Annotated in this window: 19 protein-coding genes and 1 tRNA gene; 10 read left to right on the top strand and 10 right to left on the bottom strand. The window is 71.7% G+C overall.

Features of this window, described 5'->3' with window-relative positions:
• Positions 1 to 413 precede the first annotated feature (413 nt).
• The 3 genes from IG62_RS0131500 to IG62_RS0131490 all read right to left on the bottom strand — a co-directional run bounded on the left by IG62_RS0131500 (position 414) and on the right by IG62_RS0131490 (position 2,434).
• Complete coding sequence (locus IG62_RS0131500; protein ID WP_051798858.1) at positions 414 to 635, bottom strand: hypothetical protein; 222 nt, start codon at positions 633 to 635, stop codon at positions 414 to 416.
• Positions 636 to 671: 36 nt separating this feature from the next.
• Positions 672 to 1,412 carry a TetR/AcrR family transcriptional regulator gene (locus tag IG62_RS0131495; RefSeq protein ID WP_051798857.1) on the bottom strand — a complete coding sequence of 247 codons (741 nt, stop codon included), beginning with the start codon at positions 1,410 to 1,412 and terminating at the stop codon, positions 672 to 674.
• Positions 1,413 to 1,486: 74 nt separating this feature from the next.
• Entirely contained in the window at positions 1,487 to 2,434 is a 948-nt protein-coding gene (locus IG62_RS0131490) for an AurF N-oxygenase family protein (RefSeq protein ID WP_030811083.1), read from the bottom strand.
• Between the two features lie 171 nt (positions 2,435 to 2,605).
• On the opposite strand from IG62_RS0131490, the gene IG62_RS0131485 reads away from it, so the two are divergent.
• Positions 2,606 to 3,715 carry a ferritin-like domain-containing protein gene (locus IG62_RS0131485; RefSeq protein ID WP_030811080.1) on the top strand — a complete coding sequence of 370 codons (1,110 nt, stop codon included), beginning with the start codon at positions 2,606 to 2,608 and terminating at the stop codon, positions 3,713 to 3,715.
• Between the two features lie 46 nt (positions 3,716 to 3,761).
• Positions 3,762 to 4,688 carry an ADP-ribosylglycohydrolase family protein gene (locus IG62_RS0131480; protein ID WP_030811077.1) on the top strand — a complete coding sequence of 309 codons (927 nt, stop codon included), beginning with the start codon at positions 3,762 to 3,764 and terminating at the stop codon, positions 4,686 to 4,688.
• Here the strand turns inward: IG62_RS0131480 and IG62_RS0131475 are convergent.
• Positions 4,600 to 5,520, bottom strand: coding sequence for an alpha/beta fold hydrolase (locus IG62_RS0131475; protein ID WP_051798854.1), 921 nt, complete (start codon positions 5,518 to 5,520; stop codon positions 4,600 to 4,602). The genes IG62_RS0131480 and IG62_RS0131475 overlap by 89 nt on opposite strands.
• 91 nt (positions 5,521 to 5,611) lie before the next feature.
• Between IG62_RS0131475 and IG62_RS0131470 the strand changes: the two genes are divergently transcribed.
• Entirely contained in the window at positions 5,612 to 6,064 is a 453-nt protein-coding gene (locus IG62_RS0131470; protein WP_234326818.1) for a MarR family winged helix-turn-helix transcriptional regulator, read from the top strand.
• 11 nt (positions 6,065 to 6,075) lie between these two features.
• Here IG62_RS0131470 and IG62_RS0131465 read toward each other — a convergent pair whose 3' ends face one another.
• The 4 genes from IG62_RS0131465 to IG62_RS0131450 all read right to left on the bottom strand — a co-directional run bounded on the left by IG62_RS0131465 (position 6,076) and on the right by IG62_RS0131450 (position 10,492).
• Positions 6,076 to 6,906: an ABC transporter ATP-binding protein gene (locus tag IG62_RS0131465; RefSeq protein ID WP_051798853.1), complete on the bottom strand. Its 831-nt coding sequence runs from the start codon at positions 6,904 to 6,906 to the stop codon at positions 6,076 to 6,078.
• Between the two features lie 93 nt (positions 6,907 to 6,999).
• The gene (locus IG62_RS0131460) at positions 7,000 to 7,500 is read right to left on the bottom strand and encodes an HD domain-containing protein (protein WP_051798852.1); all 501 of its coding nucleotides are present in this window, start codon (positions 7,498 to 7,500) and stop codon (positions 7,000 to 7,002) included.
• A 68-nt stretch (positions 7,501 to 7,568) separates the two neighbouring features.
• Complete coding sequence (locus tag IG62_RS0131455) at positions 7,569 to 9,020, bottom strand: penicillin-binding transpeptidase domain-containing protein (RefSeq protein ID WP_030811063.1); 1,452 nt, start codon at positions 9,018 to 9,020, stop codon at positions 7,569 to 7,571.
• Positions 9,017 to 10,492: an FtsW/RodA/SpoVE family cell cycle protein gene (locus IG62_RS0131450; RefSeq protein ID WP_078872356.1), complete on the bottom strand. Its 1,476-nt coding sequence runs from the start codon at positions 10,490 to 10,492 to the stop codon at positions 9,017 to 9,019. The genes IG62_RS0131455 and IG62_RS0131450 overlap by 4 nt, the downstream gene beginning before the upstream one ends.
• 465 nt (positions 10,493 to 10,957) lie before the next feature.
• Here IG62_RS0131450 and IG62_RS0131445 point away from each other — a divergent pair, with 465 nt between their 5' ends.
• A complete protein-coding gene (locus IG62_RS0131445; protein ID WP_051798850.1) occupies positions 10,958 to 11,392 on the top strand; it encodes a nuclear transport factor 2 family protein in 435 nt (144 codons plus the stop codon).
• A gap of 414 nt (positions 11,393 to 11,806) precedes the next feature.
• Positions 11,807 to 13,093, top strand: coding sequence for a cytochrome P450 (locus tag IG62_RS0131435; RefSeq protein WP_030811054.1), 1,287 nt, complete (start codon positions 11,807 to 11,809; stop codon positions 13,091 to 13,093).
• Between the two features lie 436 nt (positions 13,094 to 13,529).
• On the opposite strand, the gene IG62_RS49695 is transcribed toward IG62_RS0131435, so the two are convergent.
• Both IG62_RS49695 and IG62_RS0131430 read right to left on the bottom strand, forming a co-directional pair.
• Positions 13,530 to 13,658 (bottom strand): hypothetical protein, encoded by a 129-nt coding sequence (locus IG62_RS49695; RefSeq protein WP_267887929.1) that lies wholly within the window; start codon positions 13,656 to 13,658, stop codon positions 13,530 to 13,532.
• Between the two features lie 16 nt (positions 13,659 to 13,674).
• Positions 13,675 to 13,746, bottom strand: a tRNA-Arg gene (locus IG62_RS0131430).
• A 266-nt stretch (positions 13,747 to 14,012) separates the two neighbouring features.
• On the opposite strand from IG62_RS0131430, the gene IG62_RS50315 reads away from it, so the two are divergent.
• The 5 genes from IG62_RS50315 to thrC all read left to right on the top strand — a co-directional run bounded on the left by IG62_RS50315 (position 14,013) and on the right by thrC (position 19,789).
• Positions 14,013 to 14,585: a response regulator gene (locus tag IG62_RS50315; RefSeq protein WP_420711138.1), complete on the top strand. Its 573-nt coding sequence runs from the start codon at positions 14,013 to 14,015 to the stop codon at positions 14,583 to 14,585.
• Between the two features lie 126 nt (positions 14,586 to 14,711).
• The gene (nrtL, locus tag IG62_RS0131420; protein ID WP_030811049.1) at positions 14,712 to 15,830 is read left to right on the top strand and encodes an ArgS-related anticodon-binding protein NrtL; all 1,119 of its coding nucleotides are present in this window, start codon (positions 14,712 to 14,714) and stop codon (positions 15,828 to 15,830) included.
• 31 nt (positions 15,831 to 15,861) lie between these two features.
• On the top strand, positions 15,862 to 17,253 hold the full coding sequence (gene lysA / locus IG62_RS0131415) for a diaminopimelate decarboxylase (RefSeq protein WP_030811047.1): 1,392 nt from the start codon (positions 15,862 to 15,864) through the stop codon (positions 17,251 to 17,253).
• Between the two features lie 149 nt (positions 17,254 to 17,402).
• Entirely contained in the window at positions 17,403 to 18,695 is a 1,293-nt protein-coding gene (locus IG62_RS0131410) for a homoserine dehydrogenase (protein ID WP_030811045.1), read from the top strand.
• 8 nt (positions 18,696 to 18,703) lie between these two features.
• Positions 18,704 to 19,789, top strand: coding sequence for a threonine synthase (thrC, locus tag IG62_RS0131405; protein ID WP_030811043.1), 1,086 nt, complete (start codon positions 18,704 to 18,706; stop codon positions 19,787 to 19,789).
• Positions 19,790 to 20,113 lie beyond the last annotated feature (324 nt).

The following is a 20,113-nucleotide window of genomic DNA, read 5'->3' as shown; positions in this document are numbered from 1 at the left end:
CAACGGGAGGGGACGGGCCGGAGGGGCCGGTGTTTGGGACGTAAAGCGACAGCAGTCCCAAACACCGGCCCCGGAGGCCCGTCACCGCACCCACCACAACCCAGCCCGCCGCAGGCGCAACGGCGAACAACAACCGCGGCGGGACGGCCAAGTACGTGGGAGGCGCCGCAAAGCGCGCAACGGCGAGACGACCCGCGGCGAGACAGACAGCTACGTACGCGGCGCCGCAAAGCGCAACGGCGACCAAGCCCCGCGGCGGGACGGCGAGCTACGTGCGGCGCGCCGCAAAGCGCAACGGCGAGCAACAACCGCGGCGGGACAGCCAGCTACGTACGAGGCACCGCAAAGCGCACCGGCGAGCAACGACCACGGCGCTGCAGCCGAGTACGTGGGGGAAAGAGCTACCGCTACCGCTACCGCGTACCCGTGTACTCGTAGCGCCACCCGCGGGGCAGGCCCAGGCGGCCCACGCGGTCCGGGACCCGTCGGTAGACATGGAGGGTCGGGGGCCGCCCGTCGTCGTTCGGCACCGGGATCTCGTAGGTCTTCGGCGGCTGGCCGGTCATCCCGACCAGCACGGGCAGCACCCGGCCGTCGAGGGGCCCGCCGACGAAGGGCGTGTTCTCGCTTCGCACGTCCCCAGTCTCACATCACGGGGATCGCCGCGCAGGTCACAGCAGGTGCCCGGCGTCACTCACGACCGGCAGGATGCGGCGGGCCAGATCGCCGACCGGGCCTTCGGAGGCCTCCATCCGCAGTGCTCCCCGGGTCACCCGCGCGGTCTGCGGATCGCGCGCCGCGGTGGCGGTGAGCAGGGCGACGAAGTGGTCGACCAGCCAGTCGCGCAGCTCGTCGAGCGGTGGCCGCTTGCCCTCGTCGAGCCAGATCAGCGAGGCGCCCTCGACGGCGGTGATCCACATCCGGACCGTCATCCGCAGCCGCAGACCCGGTTCCGGCTCGCCCAGGTGGCGCAGGATCTGGTCGGCCGCGGCGCGCCGCACCTCGTCCACGATCGCGCTCGTACGGGACGTCTCCACGACGCTGCCGCCCTGGAGCAGCGCGCTGAAACCGGCGTCGTGCTCGTCGACGAACGCCAGGTAGCGGTCCAGCGCACGGGACAGCCGCTGGGTGAGCGGCCCGGTCTCCGGCTCGGCGAAGCAGCGCTCCAGGATGTCCGCGGCACTGCGCAGCGCGGCCTCGTACAACTGCTGCTTGCCGCCGGGGAAGTAGCGGTAGACGAGCGGCCGTGAGACCTGGGCGGCGGTGGCCACGTCGTCCAGCGAGACGTCCTCCGGCGCGTGCTGGGCGAACAGCCCGAGGGCCGCCGCGAGCAGTTGGCTGCGGCGCTGCTCGACGCTCAGCCTGCGGTAGGCGGGTCGGGGTACTGCTGGGGCGGTGCCGCTGCCGTTCATGGGCAGCAGCGTATCCGTCCCGGATTTCGGCTCGTACAGGTGCTCGCCCCCAACGGTCGCCGCGGGCGGCCGCTTCAGGCCAGCAGGCCCGAGGCGCGCCACAGCCGGCGGCCCACGCCGCGCAGTACGCCGATCTCGTCGAGGAAGTCGGTCAGCCGTTGGGCGCCGGACTGCATCACCTCGCGGCGGTGGCCGCTGGCCTTCACCTGGGCCACCGCCTCCCGCTTGTCCAGCCCGACATTGCGGTACACGTCCGGATTGACGAAGGCCACGGAGAACACCCGGGCCGCCTCGCCGCAGCTGAGGCGGGTCAACTCGCGCTCCCAGCGCGGCGCGGTGACCATCTGGCGGCGCAGCTCCTCGCGGGCGTAGCGGACGTGCCGGGCCTCCTCGACGACGTGGATCCGGGTCACCCCGCGCACCAGGCTCTGCACCCGCTCGTCCGGGAAGGTCAGCCGCTGCATCCAGTCCAGGATCTCCTCGCCGAGCAGGGTGCAGGCGAAGGAACCCGGGGTGGTGGAGACCGTCTTGAGGATCCGGGCGAGGTTGTGGTTGAGCCGCGAGACCGGGTACGTGGGCGCCCCGCCGTGCTGGATCATCCGCGCGAACATCTTGGAGTGCCGGCACTCGTCGGCGATCTCGGTGAGGGCGTACCGGACGTGGGCGCTGGTCACCGGCTTGTCGTAGATGTGCCGGACCAGCAGCTGCATCAGGATGATCTCGAACCAGATGCCCAGCGAGGCGAGCGAGGCGGCCTCGTGGCGGGCGAGGTCCTGCTGCTGCTCCAGCGACATCTTCTTCCACAGCGGGGTGTCGTAGAGCGAGACCAGCTCCGGCGGCCAGAACCACTTGCCCTCTTCGAGGGGCGCGTCCCAGTCGAGTTCGGTGTCGGGGTCGAAGGAGTGCTTGGCGGAGGAGTCGAGCAGTCGCTCGGCGACCTGTTCCCGGTCCTTGAGCAGACCGAGGGCGTCCCGGAGGACTTCGGTGTCCGTCACGGTCAGTGCGGTGGGCGCGCTCGTCATGGCTGTGGCTACCTCGCTAGTGGCGTGTTACCCGCGGTCAGCTCTTATGAGACTGCTTGTCAGTAAGCTCGTCAATCCCTCCCGCACGAGTTATTGACCCGCCGGTAAGAAACGTGTGAGCCTGCCAACCACCGCCCATGACTTGGCGGTTGGCGAGCGGAGGAGGCGTCCGTGTCCACCCGAGACCTGTACGTGCGCAACCCGGGCGACGACCTGTGGGCGGTGCCGGCCACCGGCGCGGCCCGGTTCAACTGGGAGTACGACGACGGGCGCGACCGGCTGCTCGCGCTCTACCAGAAGGGCAAGGACAAGCAGTGGGACGCCACCCTGCGGATCGACTGGGACCTGGAGGTCGACCCCAAGGACCCGCTCGGCACCCCTGACGAGTCGATGTCCCTGTACGGCACGAAGTACTGGGACAAGATGACCGAGAAGGACCGCGGCGATCTGCGCCAGCACTACACCGCCTGGCAGTTCAGCCAGTTCCTGCACGGCGAACAGGGCGCCATGGTCTGCGCGGCCCGGATCGTGGAATCCGTTCCGGACCTCGACGCGAAGTTCTATTCGGCGACCCAGACCATGGACGAGGCCCGGCACGCCGAGATATACAGCCGTTTCCTCCAGGAGAAGATCGGGATGCTCTACCCGATCAACGACAATCTCCAGGCGCTGCTCGCCGACACCCTCAGGGATTCCCGCTGGGACATGCCCTACCTCGGCATGCAAGTGCTGATCGAGGGCCTGGCGCTGGCCGCCTTCGGCATGATCCGGGACACCACCAACAAGCCGCTGCCCAAGCAGATCCTGGCCTACGTCATGCAGGACGAGGCCCGGCACGTGGCCTTCGGCCGGATGGCGCTGCGCGACTACTACAAGCAGCTCACCGACGCCGAACTGCGCGAACGCGAGGACTTCGTCATCGAGGGCTGTTATTTGATGCGCGACCGGCTGCGCGGCCTCGAAGTCCTGGAGAACTTCGGCATTCCGCCCAAGGAGGCCGCCGAATTCACCGAACGCTCCGAATTCCTGCACCTCTTCCGGAAACTGCTGTTCAGCCGCATCGTCCCGTGCGTCAAGGACATCGGGCTGTGGGGCGAACGGCTCCAGCGCGCCTATGTGGACCTGGGCGTCTTCGAGCTGGGTGACGCCAACCTCGATCTGCTGATGGCCCAGGACGAGGAACTCGCCGAGAAACTGGACGCCGAGCGGTTCGCCGCCGAGGAGGCGGCCCGTACGGCCGAGGTCGCGGCGGCCATCGCGCAGGGCGAGGCGGCCGGCTGACCGGGGCGGCGCCCACGGCGCCGGGACCGGGTGGGAGGATCCCGGCATGGACACGGACGACCGCCGGCGGGCCGCCCGCACCGCCCTCGAAGGGCTGGCGTACGGCGACGCCTTCGGGGAGCGCTTCTTCGGCCTCTTCCGCCCGCCGGAGGTGGCCCGGCAGCTGATCGCCACCCGGACCCCGCCCCCGGACCTGCACTGGCACTGGACCGACGACACCGCCATGGCACTCGATCTGCTCGCCGTCCTGGAGGAGTACGGCGAGGTCGCGGAGCGCCCGCTGGCCGAGCGGTTCGCCGCCACCTACCGGGCCGACCCCGGGCGCGGCTACGGCTCCGGCATGCACGCTCTGCTGCCCCGCGTCGCCGCCACCCCCGAGCAGTGGGAGGACCTCGCGGGCCTCCTCTTCGGCGGCGAGGGCAGCCTCGGCAACGGCGCCGCCATGCGCGTGGCCCCGCTCGGCGCCTGGTTCCACGACGACCTGGACCGCGCCGCCGACCAGGCCGCGCGCTCCGCCCGGGTCACCCACGCCCACCCCGAGGGCATCGCGGGCGCGGTCGCGGTGGCCGTCGCGGCCGCGCTCTCCGCCCGCGGCGAGGTGCCGTCCCTTACCGCCGTCGCGGCCCGCACCCCCGACGGCCCGGTCCGCCAGGGCCTGCTCCGCGCCGCCGCCCTGCCGCCCGGCACGACCCCCGAAGCGGCCGCCGCCGCACTCGGCAGCGGCCACCGCATCCGCGCCGACGACACCGTCCCGTTCGCCCTGTGGTGCGCGGCCCTTCCCCAGGCTCTGCAGGAGCAGGGAGGCACCCCCGCCCCCGACGACCTGGAATCCGCCCTCTGGGCCACCGCCGCCGGCTTGGGCGACGTGGACACCACCTGCGCCATCACGGGCGGTGTGGTGGCGGCCCGTACGGGTGTGGCGGCGCTGCCCAAGGAGTGGCGGGCGCGCCGGGAACCGCTGCCAGGAAACTGAGCAGCCGCCGGGCGAGTTCACCGTCCGCGTTCTCCGGCAGGGAGTGGTGGGCGGCGCCCGCCACGGTCTCGATCCGCGCGCCCGGCAGCGCCCGTGCGGCCCCGGCCGCCACCCGCCGGAGGTCGTGCGCCCGGCTGCGCCCCGCCAGCAGCACCAGCGCCGGCAGCCCGGCCGCCGTCTGTCCGGACAGGTCGGGCCGCGGACCCGTCACCACCTTCGCGCCCCGGAAGGCGACCGCGCCCACGCCCATCAGCCGCACCAACTCCGGGGCCGGCGGCGCGCCCCCGGTCTCCCACTGAAGGAACCGGCGGGTGCTCCGCTCCCCGGGCCGTACGAACAGCGGCACCGCCCGCGCCAGATAGGACGGCCGGAAGGGGGCGAAACACCCGGTCGGATCGAGCAGCACCAGCCGGTCCACCCGCCGCTGTGCCCGGGCCGCGTAAGTCGCCGCGACCCAGCCGCCGTACGAGTGCCCGAGCAGCGTGGCCGAGGTCAGCCCGAGGCCGTCCCACACCCCGTCGAGCCAGGCCATCAGGTCCGCCGGCCGCCGCACCCGGCGGCCACCGGGCACGCTCAGTCCCGGGGTGCCCATCTGGTCCACCGCGTAGACCCGGTGCGTGCCGGCGAGCGCCGGGGCGAGCGCGTACCAGACGGCCGAGGTGCTCCCGCCGCCGTGCAGCAGCACCACCGGGGGGCCGTCGGCGGGCCCGCAGGCGTGGACGCGGGTGGTGCCGAACTCCGAGGGCAGGTCGAGTGGTTCCACGGCGATCGGCCAGCGCGCCATGGCCTGCGCATAGGCGGCGGGAAAGGTGCTGGGGTCGGTGCCTGCCATACGTCCGTCCTCCCGTTCATCATCTCGTTCACCAAGTATCTCGATGAGCGAGATATTAGAATACGGTGCGGGAACGGAAAGGCGGTCGGACATGGTGCAGCGGCAGGAACCGGCGGGGATGGAGCTGATCCATCTGTTGCGTGAGGTGACCCTCCAACTCGACCTCGCCGGCGCGCAGTTCGCCGGCCGCAACGGCCTGCACCCCACCGACCTGCGGGCCCTGATCGGCCTGCTGGACGCGGCCCGGGCCGGCGTCCCCTCGACCCCCGGCCGGCTCGGCGCGCACCTCGGCCTGAACTCCGCCGGCACCACCGCGCTCGTCGACCGGCTGGAGCGGCTCGGCCTGATCCGCCGGGTCCGGGACACCGAGGACCGGCGCCGGGTGCTGCTGGAGGTGGACGAGCGCGCGGTCGCCCTGGGCCAGTCGTTCTTCGGCCCGCTGATCGACCGCACGCTCACCCTGCTCGACACCTTCGACGCCGGCGAACGGGCCGCGATCAGGCGGTTCCTGGACGGCGTCCGCGAGGCGGCGAAGAGCCCGTAGCGGAGCCTTGGCTAGCGGCGGCCCGAGCGGGCCAGCCAGCGGCCCTCGTGGCGGGACACCTCGATCGGGCGCCCGAAGCAGGCCGTCATCCGCTCCCCGGTCAGCACCTCGTCCACCGGCCCGCGCGCCTGCACCCGGCCCTCCCGCAGCAGCACCGCGTGCCCGACGGCCGGGGACAGCTCCTCCAGGTGATGGGTGACCGTCACCGTCGCCAGCTCCGGCCGCCCGGTGGCGAGTCGGTGCAGGGCGTCGATCAGGTCCTCGCGGGACGGCAGGTCCAGCGCGTTGAACGGCTCGTCGAGCAGCAGCAGCGAAGGATCGGCCATCAGCGCCCGGGCGATCAGGAGCCGGGCCCGCTGCCCGCCCGAACACACGCCGTACGGCCGGTCCGCCAGCTCCTTGCAGTCCAGCTCGGCGAGCAGGGCGTGGGCGCGCTCGCGGGTGGCCTCGTCGTACTTGCGCCACAGCGGCTGCACGGTCCCGGTCGCGCCGGTCAGCACGACCGTGTGTCCGGTGGCGTCCTGCGGAACCTTCTGGGCGCCGGAGACCAGCCCGATCACCGCCCGCAGTTCACGGACGTCCACCGAGCCGAGCCGGTGCCCGAGCACCTCGACGCTGCCGACCGTCGGGAACATCAGCGCACCGATGAGACGCAGCACGGTGGTCTTGCCGGCGCCGTTCGCGCCGAGCAGCGCCCAGTGCTCACCGGACCGCACGGTCCAGTCGATGCCGTCGAGGATGACCTGTCCGGTGGTGTAGCGGCGGACGCCGACGCCCTCCAGGGCGGCGATCACGCGCGCCGCCCGCGGGGCCGTGGGGTCCGAAGGCTGGGTGGGAGTCATCGCCGCAGACTAGCTGTGCCTACCACCTTTCCGTGCGGACGTCCGGGGTGTGGACCGGGTCGGCGCGACCCGGCCGAGGCCGGAGCCCCGCGCTCAGGCCAGGCCCAACAGCCCCCGCACCCGCGCGTACTTCGCGGTCAGCCGCTCCCGGGTCGCTGCGTCCAGCACGGCCAGCCGGGCCGGATCGGCGTTGTGCGCCAGGTCCGCCTCCTTGACCAGCAGCGCACCGGGCGTGGCCAGGATGCGCGCGGTGTACTCCTCGACCGGCTCGCCCGGCCGCTTGGTGACCGCCCGCACCATCGCCTTGGTCGCCCCGGTCAGCGCCGCACCGGCCAGCCACTCCTCGCTCAGCGCGGCGTCCTCGACCGCGTCGTGCAGCCAGGCCGCCGCGATCTGCTCGTCGCTGCCGCCCCGTTCGCGTACGCCCGCGGCCACCGCGGCCAGATGCTCGGCATACGGGCGGCCCGCCTTGTCGGTCTGCCCCTCGTGCGCGCGCCGGGCCAGCGCCTCCACTTCGGCGAGCGACAGGGGCGGACGGGACGGGGCCCGGGACGGCGAAGGGGACGGGGAAGGGGACGGGGTCGGATCAGCCATGCGGCCATTGTGGCCCGGGCCCGGCCGCGGTGGCGGGGGAGCGGATCACCGCGCCCGGGGAGAGCGGTTCACCGCGCGGCCGCCATCACCGCCCGGGCGATCGGCGCGGCATGCCCCCCGCCGCTGATGTCCGCGCGCTCGGCCGCCGCGTCCTCGACGACCACGGCCACCGCGACCGTCGGTTCGTAGGTGTCCTTCGTCCGCGCCCAGGAGATGAACCAGGCATACGGCGTGCCCTCGTTGTGCACCCCGTGCTGGGCGGTGCCCGTCTTGCCGCCGACGATCAGGCCCTTGACGGCGGCGCGCCGGCCGCCGCCGTGCTCGACCACGTCGATCATCATCTCCTGGAGCTGCTCGGCGGTGGCGGGGTTGATCACCTGGCGGGTGGCCGGATGCGGACCGGCCGCGACCATCACCCCGTCCGCGTCGGTCACCTCGTCGACGAGGTACGGCGGCGTCAGCTGCCCCCCGTTGGCGACCGCCGCCGCGACCATCGCCATCTGGAGCGGGGTCGCCGCGGTGTCGTACTGCCCGATGGCCGACAGCGCGACCTGCGCCGGATCCATACGGGTGTCGAAACGGCTGGGCGCGACCGGCGACGGGATGCGCAGCCCGCGGTCGTTGAAGCCGAACCGCCGCGCCATCGCGGCCATCCCGCGCAGCCCGACATCGACACCCAGCCGCGCGAACACGGTGTTGCAAGAGGCCCGGAACGCCTCCTTCAGCGAGGCGTCCGCACAGTCCTTCGCGGCATTGCCGAGCCGGGTGGCGGTCCCCGGCAGGACGTACGGGTCCGGAGAGTCCGTCGGCGCGTCGATGTCGGTGACCCGGCCGCTCTCCAGCGCGGCGGCCGCGGTGACGACCTTGAAGGTCGAACCGGGCGGATAGGTCTCGCCCAGCGCCCGGTTGAGCATCGGCCGGTCCGCCGCGGCGTTCAGCAGGCGCCAGGCCTCGTCGACCGCGGGCCCGTTGCCGGACAGCACCCCCGGTTCGTACGACGGGGAGCTGACCAGCGCCAGGATCCGCCCGGTGCGCGGCTCGATCGCGGCCACCGCGCCCTTCCGGCCGCCCAGTCCGGCGAACGCGGCGCGCTGCATCCGCGGATCGACGGTGGTGTGGACCTGGCCGCCGGGCTGGTGGGTCCGGGTCAGCCGGTCCCACCAGGGGAAGGCGGCGAGCCGCGGGTCGGTGCCGGCGAGCACGGCGTCCTCGGCGCGTTCCAGCAGCGAGGTCCCGTACGTCTGCGAGGAGTAGCCGGTCACCGGTGCGTACAGCGGCCCGTCGGTGTACGCGCGCTCGTAGCGCAGCCGCCCACCACTGTCCCGCGAGCCGGTCACCGGCCGGCCCGCGACGAGTACGGCGCCCCGCGGCTGCGCGTAGCGGGCGATCGCCGCCCGCCGGTTGGCCGGGCTGGCGTCGTAACTCCCGGCCTCGTACACCTGCACCCGGGCGGCGTTGACCAGCAGCGCGACGAGGAGCAGGAAGGAGAACGCGGCGGTGTGCCGGATGCCGCGGATCAACGCCCGGCCTCCGGGGCGGCCGCGCCACCGGCCGCGCCACCGGCCGCGTCCAGGGCCCGCACCGGCGTCATGAACCCCTCCACCCAGCTCCCGCCCCCGGCCGGCTGCCGCCCCGCCGGCCGCGGCGCCCGCGCCCGGTCGCTGACCTTCAGCAGCAGCGCGACGATGATCCAGTTGGTCACCACCGACGACCCGCCCTGGGCGAGGAACGGCATCGCCATCCCGGTCAGCGGGATCAGGCCCATCACCCCGCCCGCGATGACGAACACCTGGATCGCCGGCAGCGCCGCCAGCCCCACGGCCAGCAGACTGCCGAACGGATCGGGCTGCCCCAGCGCGGCCCGGTAACCGCGGCTCACCAGCAGCGCGTACAGCACGAACAGCGCCGACAGCCCGGCCAGCCCCAGCTCCTCACCGCACGTCGCCAGGATGAAGTCGGACTTCATGGCGAACCCGATCAGATACGAGTGGCCCTGCCCGAGACCGGTGCCGAAGACCCCGCCCGCGGCGAACGCGAACAGCGACTGGGCGAGCTGCCCGGCCCCCTTCCCGGCCGCGATCCCGGCGAACGGGTGCTGCCAGTCCTCGACCCGGCTGTGCACATGCGGCTCCAACGTCCCCACCGCGGCCGCCCCGACGGCCGCGAGCAGCAGCCCGACCGCGAGCCAGCCGGTCCGCCCGGTCGCCACGTACAGCAGCACCACGAAAATCCCGAAGAACAGCAGCGAGGTGCCCAGATCGCGTTCGAGGACCAGCACCGCCACGCTGACCAGCCAGACCGCCACCACCGGCCCCAGCACCCGCCCGGCCGGCAGCCGCAGCCGCCCCACCGTGCGGCCGGTGTGCGCCAGCGCGCCACCGTTGGCGGCCAGATACGCCGCGAAGAACACCGTGATCAGCACCTTGGCGAACTCACCGGGCTGAAGGGAAAAACCGGCCAGCCGGATCCAGATCTTCGCCCCGTTCACGGCGGGGAACAGGATCGGCGCGACCATCAGCAGCAGCGCGAGCGCCGCGCACACATACGCGTACCGCTGCAGCACGCGGTGGTCGCGCAGCAGCAGCACCACCGCGATGCACAGCGCCACCCCGACCGTCGACCACATCAGCTGGGCGGGCGCGGCCCGGTCCCCGGGCGTCTCCAGATCGAGCCGGAAGATCAGCACCAGCCCGAGCCCGTTGAGCAGCACGGCCGTGGGCAGCAGCAGGGGATCGGCGTACGGCGCGCGGAAGCGCACCACGAGATGCGCGAGCAGCGCCAGCCCGCCGAGCCCCGCGCCGTACCGGACCGCCCCGCCCGGCACCGCATGCCAACGGGCCAGACCGACGACGACGTACCCGCAGACGCTGATCAGCACGGCGCCTACGAGGAGGGCCAGTTCGACACCGCGCTGCTTGGCCCCCGGCGGCAGCGCGGGGGAAGGGTCCGCCGGACGATGTCCGGCGGCGCCCGCCCTTGCCCTCGCCGTCATGCCTGGCAACGTAGCAAGCAGTGGCCGGTATTTCCGTTATGTCGGATGTGGCGGCCGGGGGGTCCGCACGTCCGGGGGTGGGAGGTCCGGTCGTCCCGTACCTCATCGCCCCGACGGCCCGGTACCGGTTGCTCGATCCCGTCCGCACCACCAGGCCCTCCGTGAATCCCATGAACGCGAATACCGCGAGGGCGAATGCCACGAGTGCGAACGCTGCGGAAACATGCACCTCCCCCCACGGAGAAATCATCCCGAGCAAGACTCCGAGTGGACCGCGAGACCTCTCCCTCACGCCAAAGAGACCCCATAGCGTCCGCAACCGCTTACGCTACGTAGCGCAAATGCCTCCCCCCTTATTGCTCGCCGGCCCCACAAAAACCCACCCCCTCCCCGCGCACATCCCGCCACCGACGAACACACCCGAAATTCACGGCCAACAGTCCGCCCATCCGCTTGGCTTCCCCCATGCCGACCGAAGACAGGGAAACCGCCCCCGACGGGGAAGCCGTCCCAGCCCACCGGGCGAAGCTGCTCCGCCGCATGTACGAGATCTTCAACACTCAGCAGGTCGACGACTTCACCCGCGCCGCATTCCATCCGGAGGTCGACTGGCCGAACGTCGCCGAAGGCACGCGTCTGCACGGCATCGACGCCGTCCTCGCCTACTGGAAGCGTCAGTTCGCCGTGGCCCACCCCCTCGTACGGATGGAGGGCATGGCCGCGGAGCCCGACGGCCGCATCGCCGTCCGCGTACGCACCGGCCTGCGGGACGCCACCGGCGACCACTGGTCCGACACCACCCTCCACCACGTCTACGCCTTCCGTGACGACAAGGTGGCCCACATGGAAGTCCGCCGGGACGCGGAGGCGGGCGGGGGCGATGGCGGGGGTGCCACCTGACTCCTGGAGGCTGTCGCCGACCGAGGCCCCGAAGGACGCCCCCCGCGCACCACCAGGCCCACCCCACCCCCCCAGCCCAGTCACTCCGGCCCTACCCCTAAGGGAAGAATCAGGGAGTCCTCAGGGTCCTCCCAGGGGCTTCCCGGGTTGTTCCGCGAACGCACTCGATGACAGTTTGTAAACTCCTCTCGAACGAACAGACCGAAAAGCAGAAGGCCGAGCTCGTCACGCTGAAGCGGACGACCGAAGACACCGGTCGACGGCATGGACCCGCGCCATGACCGCCGCGAGCGAGGGGCTATGGCGTACGTCACCTCCGAGCACGCCGAGTGGAGGGTCCGCGCTGCTCCGGCCGCCCTGTGCGGCAGGGCGCGCGGGTGACCGTCCCCCTCGACGAAAGGCAGTATTAGCGTCATGACGACTCTCCGTTCCCGGATCATCGCCTGGGCCGGCCGTATGTATCTGTCGAGAACGCGCAGGAAGGGATTCGATCTGTCTCGAATGTCTTTCTTGCCCGAGTCCGTCCTGATGCCGCTGCGGCGCGAAGGGCTCGACCCCGTGGGCGATTTGGCGGCCGTCCGTGAACGCGAGCCCATCAGCAAGCTCCCCGTGCCGATAGCCGCGAACGTATGGCTGGTGACGGGTTACGACGAGGTCAAGGCCGTGCTCGGGAAGGCCAACGCCTTCAGCTCGGACTTCACCAATCTCGTCGGCAAGGCGGGCGCCGGTGCCGAACAGAACCCGGGCGGCCTGGGATTCGCGGACCCGCCGGTCCACACCCGTCTCCGCCGCCTCCTCACGCCCGAATTCACCATGCGCCGCCTGGGCCGGCTCACCCCGCGCATCCATGAAATCGTCGAAGAACGCCTCGACGCGATGGAAGCCGCGGGCAAAAACGGCGACCCGGTCGACATCGTCCACGCCTTCGCCCTGCCCATTCCGTCGCTCGTCATTTGCGAACTCCTCGGCGTCCCTTACGAGGACCGCGAAGACTTCGAACGTCTCAGCGCCGCCCGCTTCGACCTTTTCAGCGGAGCGAACGCGTCCTTCGGTGCCATATCCGAATCCCTTTCCTACTTCCGGGACATCGTCAAGAAGCAGCGGGAAAACCCGGGCGACGGTCTCCTCGGCATGATCGTCAAGGAACACGGCGACACGGTCAGCGACGAAGAACTGGCGGGCCTGGCCGACGGCGTCCTCACCGGCGGCTTCGAAACCACCGCCAGCATGCTGGCGCTCGGCGCGCTGGTCCTCCTCCAGGACCCGAAGCACTTCGCCGCCCTCAACGACGGCGACGAGGCGGTCGACCGCTACGTCGAGGAACTCCTGCGCTATCTCACCGTCGTCCAGGTCGCCTTCCCGCGCTTCGCCCGCGAGGACCTGGAAATCGCCGGCGTCCAGATCGCCGCCGGTGACGTCGTCCTCTGCTCCCTCAGCGGCGCCGACCGCGACGGCAACCTGGGACCGGACATGGAGGTCTTCGACCCCTCCCGCAACGTCCCCTCCCACCTGGCCTTCGGCTACGGAATCCACCGCTGCGTAGGCGCCGAACTCGCCCGCATGGAACTCCGCACCGCCTACCCGGCCCTGGCCCGCCGCTTCCCCCACATGCGCCTCGCCACCACCCCCGACACCCTCGACTTCCGCAAACTCTCCATCGTCTACGGCGTCGAATCCCTCCCGGTCCACCTGAACGGCTGACCCCCAACACCACACAGCCCTCGGGCACTTGACGGCCCACAAGTGCCCGGGCGCCTCAGTCCGTCGTGCCGATGGAGGCGCTGCACACCCCCTCGGCGGCCCCGCCGACGGATAGAGCGCGCTACCGATGGCGACGGGCCCTGACGGCGTCGAAATCATCGAAGCCAAGAGCAGCACCGACCACCCGGACGGCCGACCACGATGACGTACGAGCAGCCCTCGCCCAGCTGCTGGACTACGCGCCGCACAGCCGGTCCGCTTCCGGGCGGCTCCACATGTCTTCACATGTCTTCGAACGGCTGGCGGCACCCGGCGAGGCCCGGGACCGGATGCACAAGGTGTGGACCAACAGCTGAGTCCCCGGCCGCCCCCGTCGTGCGGCCACTCCGGCGCCCACGAAAAGCGGCTCCGTCCGGATCTTCCGGCGGAGCCGCATTCAGCTGATCAGCAACCCACGCCGATCACCGCCCTGCGAACCGGTGGCAGAACAGCAAAAAGCCGGACCCGTGAAAACCAGGTCCGGCTCTTCATTCATCGCACTCAAGCGAATCAGCAGCTTGATCAAGCCGCCTTCCGCAGAGTGCCCCCGGCAGGATTCGAACCTGCGCACACGGCTCCGGAGGCCGTTGCTCTATCCCCTGAGCTACGGGGGCGTTGCCGCTGTGTTTTGCGGCGACGGGTAGAACCCTACCAGCTCCGATGGGGTGTTCATGAACAGGTTTGGGGAGGGGTGGGGGAGAGGTGTTGCCGTGCCCGACTCGGGTCGGTGGAGGGGGGCCTTAGCGCATTGCGACGGTGCCGCGGTGGCGGTCGGGGAAAGGTCCCTCGCATGGGGGCGGAAGTGGGCAAAACCGGGACGGCGCCGCAGGTGGGCCCCTAGTCTCATGGTGTGCCTGGCTTGTCCGGTCGGATCCTTGTTGTGGACGACAACAAGGTGATCCGGCAGTTGATCAGGGTCAACCTTGAGCTGGAGGGCTTCGAGGTCGTGACCGCGGCTGATGGTGCCGAATGTCTGGATGTCGTGCACCACGTGAGACCTGATGTCGTGACCCTTGATGTCGTGATGCCGCGGCTCAACGGTCTGCACACCGCGGCACGCCTGCGGTCCGATCCGCGGACCTGGGACATTCCGATCGCCATCGTCAGCGCCTGCACGGAGGGCGAGGTGGACAACGGCGAGTCGGTGGGGGTGGATGCGTTCCTGGCGAAGCCGTTCGAGCCGACCGAGCTGGTGCGGACGGTGGGGAAGCTGGTGCGCGAGGGGCGGCAGCAACGGGAGCGTGGGCCGGGAGAGCGTTCCGGAGGGAGTCCGGTCGGGCCCGAGGGTGGGGGCGGGGAGCCGGAGTACGGCGGTGGCCGGGAGGCCGGGGGAGCCGGGGCCGGGTCCGAGGGGGAGGGCGCACCGGCCGGTGGGCACGTCGGCGCGGGGGAGGGCGCCCCGTCCTCGTCCCGTGGGCATGTCGGTACGGGCGGCGAGCACGGGGCGGGATAGTTGAACCGCGCGGCTGGCCTCGTGCCCCAGGGTGACTGCCGTGCGGGCCCGCAGGACGCAGCGCCTCGGTGTCCACAGGGCGAAACCGGTCGCGTCGATGACCTCGTTCTCCCATACGCTTGTCCCGTGACCCCGGCTGAGCTCTCCCGTACCGTCCTGCGCTCCGTGCGCGGTGCCGTTGAGGATCGGGAGCTCTCCGTGCCGGTGCCGGCGCGGATCGTGGTGCGGCCGCCCAAGCGGCCCGGGGCCGGGGACTACGCGTCGAACGTCGCGCTGCAGCTCGCCGGGCCCGCGGGACGGCCGGCCCGGGAGGTCGCCGAGATCCTGCGGAAGCGGCTGACGGGGAGCCCGGGGATCGACCGGGTCGAGATCGCCGGGCCGGGTTTTCTGAACTTCACGCTGGGGGACGGGGCGCTGGTCGACCTCGTGCGCCAGATCCTTACGCAGGGCGCCTCCTACGGCGTCTCGTACGGCCTCCCGTACGGCGCCTCTCACGGCGTCTCACACCGTGCCTCTTCCGGCGTCCCTCCGTACGCCATGTCTCCCTCGGGTGCCGTGGGTCGCGGTGCCCGGGACGTCGTCGTCGCGGAGGCGCTGGCGCGGATCGATGCGGCGGTGGGGGACGGCGTCCAGCCCTCCGCCCACCAGCGGCCCGAAGAGCCCCACGAGCCCCACGAGCCCCACGAGGCCCACGAGCCCGACGAGCTGGCCGCGCTGGTCGCTCGGCTCGGGAGTGACGAAGCGCGGTGGGTGTTGTTGCGGCCCGCCGCTCATGATCCGGTGCGGATACCCGAGCGGCCGGTGCAGCGGGAGGGGAACCCGCGGTTCCTGGTGCAGTACGCCTACGCGCGGGTGCGGGCGCTGGTCCGGAATGCCGATGACCTGGGGTTCGCGTCCCGGCCGGGGGAGGTCCTCGGGGACGACCTGGGCGCCGCCCCCGCCGCCCGGCCCGCCCAGCTCGCCGCGCTTGGTGACCGGATCCGGGAGCTGCACGGTCTGCTCGCCACCTACCCCTCCGTCATCGAGGCCGCCGCGCGGCTGCGGGCGCCGGACCGGGTGGTGCGGCATCTGGAGGCCACGGCGGAGGCGTTCTTCCGGTGGCACGACGGGTGTCCGCCGCTGCCCGTCGGGGAGCAGAAACCCTTGGCCGTGCACCGCGCCCGGCTGGCCCTTGCCGAGGCCGCCGGAACGGTGCTCGCCAACGGCCTGCGCCTGCTCGGCATCTCCGCACCCGAACACCTCTGAGCTTGTGAATTCTTGAGGGGAACTTCCTGTTATGAGCCGTTCCGCGCATCCCGCCGGGCCCCGGCACGCCGACGTCCTTCCCGAGGGGCACTACGCCGGGCCGCCCGCCGACCTCAACACCCTTGACGCGCACGTCTGGTCGCGTACGGTCCGGCGCAACGCCGACGGCGCGGTGACCGTCGGCGGGCTGGACGTCCGTGCGCTGGCCGAGGAATTCGGTACGCCGGCCTACTTCCTGGACGAGGACGACTTCCGGGCGCGCTGCCGGGCCTGGCGCGACGCCTTCGGTCCGGGCGCCGACGTGTTCTACGCGGGCAAGGCGTTCCTGTCCCGGGCCGTCGTGCGGTGGCTGCACGAGGAGGGGCTCAACCTCGATGTGTGTTCGGGGGGTGAGCTCGCCACCGCCCTCTCGGCCGGGATGCCCGCCGAGCGGATCGCGCTGCACGGGAACAACAAGAGCACCGAGGAGATCACCCGGGCCGTGGAGGCCGGGGTGGGGCGGATCGTGCTCGACTCGTTCCAGGAGATCGTCCGGGTCGCGCACATCGCCGAGAAGCTCGGCAAGCGGCAGCGGGTGCAGATCCGGGTCACGGTCGGTGTCGAGGCGCATACGCACGAGTTCATCGCCACCGCGCACGAGGACCAGAAGTTCGGCATCGCGCTGGCCGGCGGGCAGGCCGCGGAGGCCGTACGGCGGGCGCTGAAGCTGGACGGGCTCGAACTGATCGGGATCCACAGCCACATCGGGTCGCAGATCTTCGACATGGCGGGCTTCGAGGTGTCGGCGCGGCGGGTCGTACAGCTGCTGACCGAGGTGCGCGACGAGCACGGGATCGAGCTGCCGGAGATCGACCTCGGTGGCGGGCTCGGGATCGCGTACACCTCCGAGGACGACCCGCGCGAGCCGCACGAGATCGCCAAGGCGCTGAACGAGATCGTGACGAAGGAGTGCGAGGCGGCCGGGCTCGGCGTACCGCGGCTTTCGGTCGAGCCGGGCCGGGCGATCGTGGGGCCGACGGCCTTCACGCTCTACGAGGTCGGCACGGTCAAGGAGCTGGAGGGGCTGCGGACGTACGTGTCCGTGGACGGCGGGATGTCGGACAACATCCGCACCGCCCTGTACGACGCGGAGTACAGCGTGGCCCTGGTCTCCCGTACCTCGGACGCCGCGCCGATGCTGTCGCGGGTGGTCGGCAAGCACTGCGAGAGCGGGGACATCGTCGTCCGCGACGCCTTCCTGCCGGCCGACGTCGCGCCGGGGGACCTGCTCGCGGTGCCGGCGACCGGGGCGTACTGCCGGTCCATGGCGAGCAACTACAACCACGCGCTGCGGCCGCCGGTGGTGGCCGTGAAGGACGGTACGGCCCGGGTCATCGTCCGGCGCGAGACGGAGGAAGATCTCCTGCGCCTGGATGTCGGGTAGGGCCGGATCGCCGGGGCCCGGCCCCGGATGAAATAAATGTCTCGGTATCCGGACGACGGACGGAATCCGGCGTCCGGTGCGTGAGACTGGTGCATGAGTCTTGCGCGGAGCAAGACGGAAATCGCTGATCGATGAGAAGCAGGGGTCGAATGATGCGTACGCGTCCGCTGAAGGTGGCGCTGCTGGGCTGTGGTGTTGTCGGCTCAGAGGTGGCGCGCATCATGACGACGCACGCGGACGACCTCGCGGCCCGGATCGGCGCGCCCGTGGAGCTGGCCGGGATCGCGGTACGCCGCCCTGACCGGGTGCGCGAGGGCGTGCCGGCCGAGCTGGTCACCACCGACGCCACCGCGCTGGTCAAACGGGGCGACATCGACGTCGTCATCGAGGTCATCGGCGGCATCGAGCCCGCGCGGACGCTGATCACCACCGCCTTCGAGCACGGCGCGAGCGTGGTGTCCGCCAACAAGGCGCTGGTGGCCGCGGACGGCGCGGCGCTGCACGCCGCGGCCGAGGCCAACGGCGCGGACCTGTACTACGAGGCCGCGGTCGCCGGCGCGATCCCGCTGGTCCGGCCGCTGCGCGAGTCGCTGGCCGGCGACAAGGTCAATCGGGTCCTCGGCATCGTCAACGGCACCACCAACTTCATCCTCGACCGGATGGCGTCGACCGGCGCCGGGTACAGCGAGGCGCTGGACGAGGCGACCGCCCTCGGTTACGCGGAGGCCGACCCGACCGCCGACGTGGAGGGCTTCGACGCCGCCGCCAAGGCCGCGATCCTCGCCGGGATCGCCTTCCACACCCGCGTGACCATCGACGACGTACACCGCGAGGGGCTGACCGAGGTCACCGCCGCGGACATCGCCTCCGCCCAGCGCATGGGCTGCACGGTCAAGCTGCTGGCGATCTGCGAGCGGGCGGCCGACGGGGCGTCGGTGACCGCCCGGGTGCACCCGGCGATGATCCCGCTGACGCATCCGCTGGCCTCCGTCCGGGAGGCGTACAACGCCGTCTTCGTGGAGGCCGACGCGGCCGGCCAGCTGATGTTCTACGGGCCCGGCGCGGGCGGTGCGCCCACCGCCTCCGCGGTGCTCGGCGACCTCGTCGCGGTCTGCCGCAACAAGCTCGCCGGCGCCACCGGCCCCGGGGAGTCCGCCTACACCGCGCTGCCGGTCAGCCCGATGGGCGAGGTCGTCACGCGCTACCACATCAGTCTCGACGTGGCCGACAAGCCCGGCGTTCTCGCGCAGGTGGCAACGGTCTTCGCCGAACACGGCGTATCGATCGATACGGTCCGCCAGCAGGGCAAGGACGGCGAGGCCTCCCTCGTCGTCGTCACCCACCGGGCCGCCGACGCGGCCCTGTCGTCGACCGTCGGGGCGCTGCGCGAGCTGGACACCGTACGCGGCGTCGCCAGCATCATGCGGGTCGAAGGGGAGTAAAGGAACCCATGTCTGCCAATCCCACCGTGACCACCACCAGCCGTCAGTGGCGCGGAATCATCGAGGAATACCGCGACCGGCTGCCGGTCAGCGACACGACCGAGGTCGTCACCCTCCGCGAGGGCGGCACGCCGCTGGTGCCGGCCCAGGTGCTCTCCGAGCGCACCGGCTGTGAGGTGCATCTCAAGGTCGAGGGTGCCAACCCCACCGGTTCCTTCAAGGACCGCGGCATGACGATGGCGATCACCCGCGCCAAGGAGGAGGGTGCCAAGGCGGTCATCTGCGCCTCCACCGGCAACACCTCCGCCTCGGCCGCCGCGTACGCGGTGCGGGCCGGCATGGTCTGCGCGGTGCTCGTCCCGCAGGGCAAGATCGCGCTCGGCAAGATGGGCCAGGCGCTGGTGCACGGCGCGAAGATCCTGCAGATCGACGGGAATTTCGACGACTGTCTGACGCTGGCCCGCGGCCTGTCCGACAACTACCCGGTCGCACTTGTGAACTCCGTCAACCCGGTGCGCATCGAGGGCCAGAAGACCGCCGCCTTCGAAATCGTCGACATGCTCGACGACGCTCCGGACATCCACGTGCTGCCGGTCGGCAACGCCGGCAACATCACCGCGTACTGGAAGGGCTACCAGGAGTACGCGGCCGACGGCATCGCCTCCCGTACCCCGCGGATGTGGGGCTTCCAGGCCTCCGGCTCCGCGCCGATCGTGCGCGGCGAGCCCGTCAAGGACCCGCACACCATCGCCACCGCGATCCGCATCGGCAACCCCGCCTCGTGGGCGTACGCGGAGCGCGCGCGGGACGAGTCGGGCGGCTTCATCGATGAGGTGACCGACCGTCAAATCCTGGCCGCCTACCGCCTGTTGGCCGCGCAGGAGGGCGTGTTCGTGGAGCCCGCCTCGGCCGCTTCGGTGGCCGGTCTGCTCAAGGCCGCCGAGCAGGGCAAGGTCGACCCGGGCCAGCGCATCGTCTGCACGGTCACCGGCAACGGCCTGAAGGACCCGGACTGGGCGGTCGCCGGTGCGCCGCAGCCGGTCACGGTCCCGATCGACGCGGACGCGGCGGCCGAGCGGCTCGGCCTCGCGTAGGACGCGGCCGTACGGGCCCGGCGGCCCGTACGGCGCCCGGTGACCGGACGCCGCCGTCCGGTCACCGACCCGCACAGCAAACTGTGCAAAGACTGCAAAGCCCGAGGGCGCAGCCACCGGGGCACGGGAAGGCGCGCGACACGCATCGTGCGCCTCTTGTGCGCCCTATGTCGCGGCAGAACCTTCCTTCGATAGGCTGGCAGCCAACTCCCCTCCCCACGGCATAACGCAGTGGTGTTCAGGGCAGGTCAGAACAGACCCCACGAGCCGGCCGGGCACCTCGGTGCCGCGGCGCTCAAGGTCAGTACCGCAGCATCAATCAAG

It is taken from the genome of Streptomyces sp. NRRL S-337, from assembly GCF_000720175.1.
Lineage (GTDB): Bacteria > Actinomycetota > Actinomycetes > Streptomycetales > Streptomycetaceae > Streptomyces > Streptomyces siderophoricus.
The sequence above is the reverse complement of the archived record's forward strand: the minus strand, read 5'-3'. Positions and strand labels throughout refer to the sequence as shown.

Excerpts from the sequence above, each read along its gene's own strand:
- IG62_RS0131495 (WP_051798857.1), bottom strand. The coding sequence starts at position 1,412 with ATGAACGGCAGCGGCACCGCCCCAGCAGTACCCCGACCCGCCTACCGC.
- IG62_RS0131490 (WP_030811083.1), bottom strand. The coding sequence starts at position 2,434 with ATGACGAGCGCGCCCACCGCACTGACCGTGACGGACACCGAAGTCCTC.
- IG62_RS0131480 (WP_030811077.1), top strand. The coding sequence starts at position 3,762 with ATGGACACGGACGACCGCCGGCGGGCCGCCCGCACCGCCCTCGAAGGG.
- IG62_RS0131475 (WP_051798854.1), bottom strand. The coding sequence starts at position 5,520 with ATGGCAGGCACCGACCCCAGCACCTTTCCCGCCGCCTATGCGCAGGCC.
- IG62_RS0131470 (WP_234326818.1), top strand. The coding sequence starts at position 5,612 with ATGGTGCAGCGGCAGGAACCGGCGGGGATGGAGCTGATCCATCTGTTG.
- IG62_RS0131465 (WP_051798853.1), bottom strand. The coding sequence starts at position 6,906 with ATGACTCCCACCCAGCCTTCGGACCCCACGGCCCCGCGGGCGGCGCGC.
- IG62_RS0131460 (WP_051798852.1), bottom strand. The coding sequence starts at position 7,500 with ATGGCTGATCCGACCCCGTCCCCTTCCCCGTCCCCTTCGCCGTCCCGG.
- IG62_RS0131450 (WP_078872356.1), bottom strand. The coding sequence starts at position 10,492 with ATGACGGCGAGGGCAAGGGCGGGCGCCGCCGGACATCGTCCGGCGGAC.
- IG62_RS0131445 (WP_051798850.1), top strand. The coding sequence starts at position 10,958 with ATGCCGACCGAAGACAGGGAAACCGCCCCCGACGGGGAAGCCGTCCCA.
- IG62_RS0131435 (WP_030811054.1), top strand. The coding sequence starts at position 11,807 with ATGACGACTCTCCGTTCCCGGATCATCGCCTGGGCCGGCCGTATGTAT.
- lysA (WP_030811047.1), top strand. The coding sequence starts at position 15,862 with ATGAGCCGTTCCGCGCATCCCGCCGGGCCCCGGCACGCCGACGTCCTT.
- IG62_RS0131410 (WP_030811045.1), top strand. The coding sequence starts at position 17,403 with ATGATGCGTACGCGTCCGCTGAAGGTGGCGCTGCTGGGCTGTGGTGTT.
- thrC (WP_030811043.1), top strand. The coding sequence starts at position 18,704 with ATGTCTGCCAATCCCACCGTGACCACCACCAGCCGTCAGTGGCGCGGA.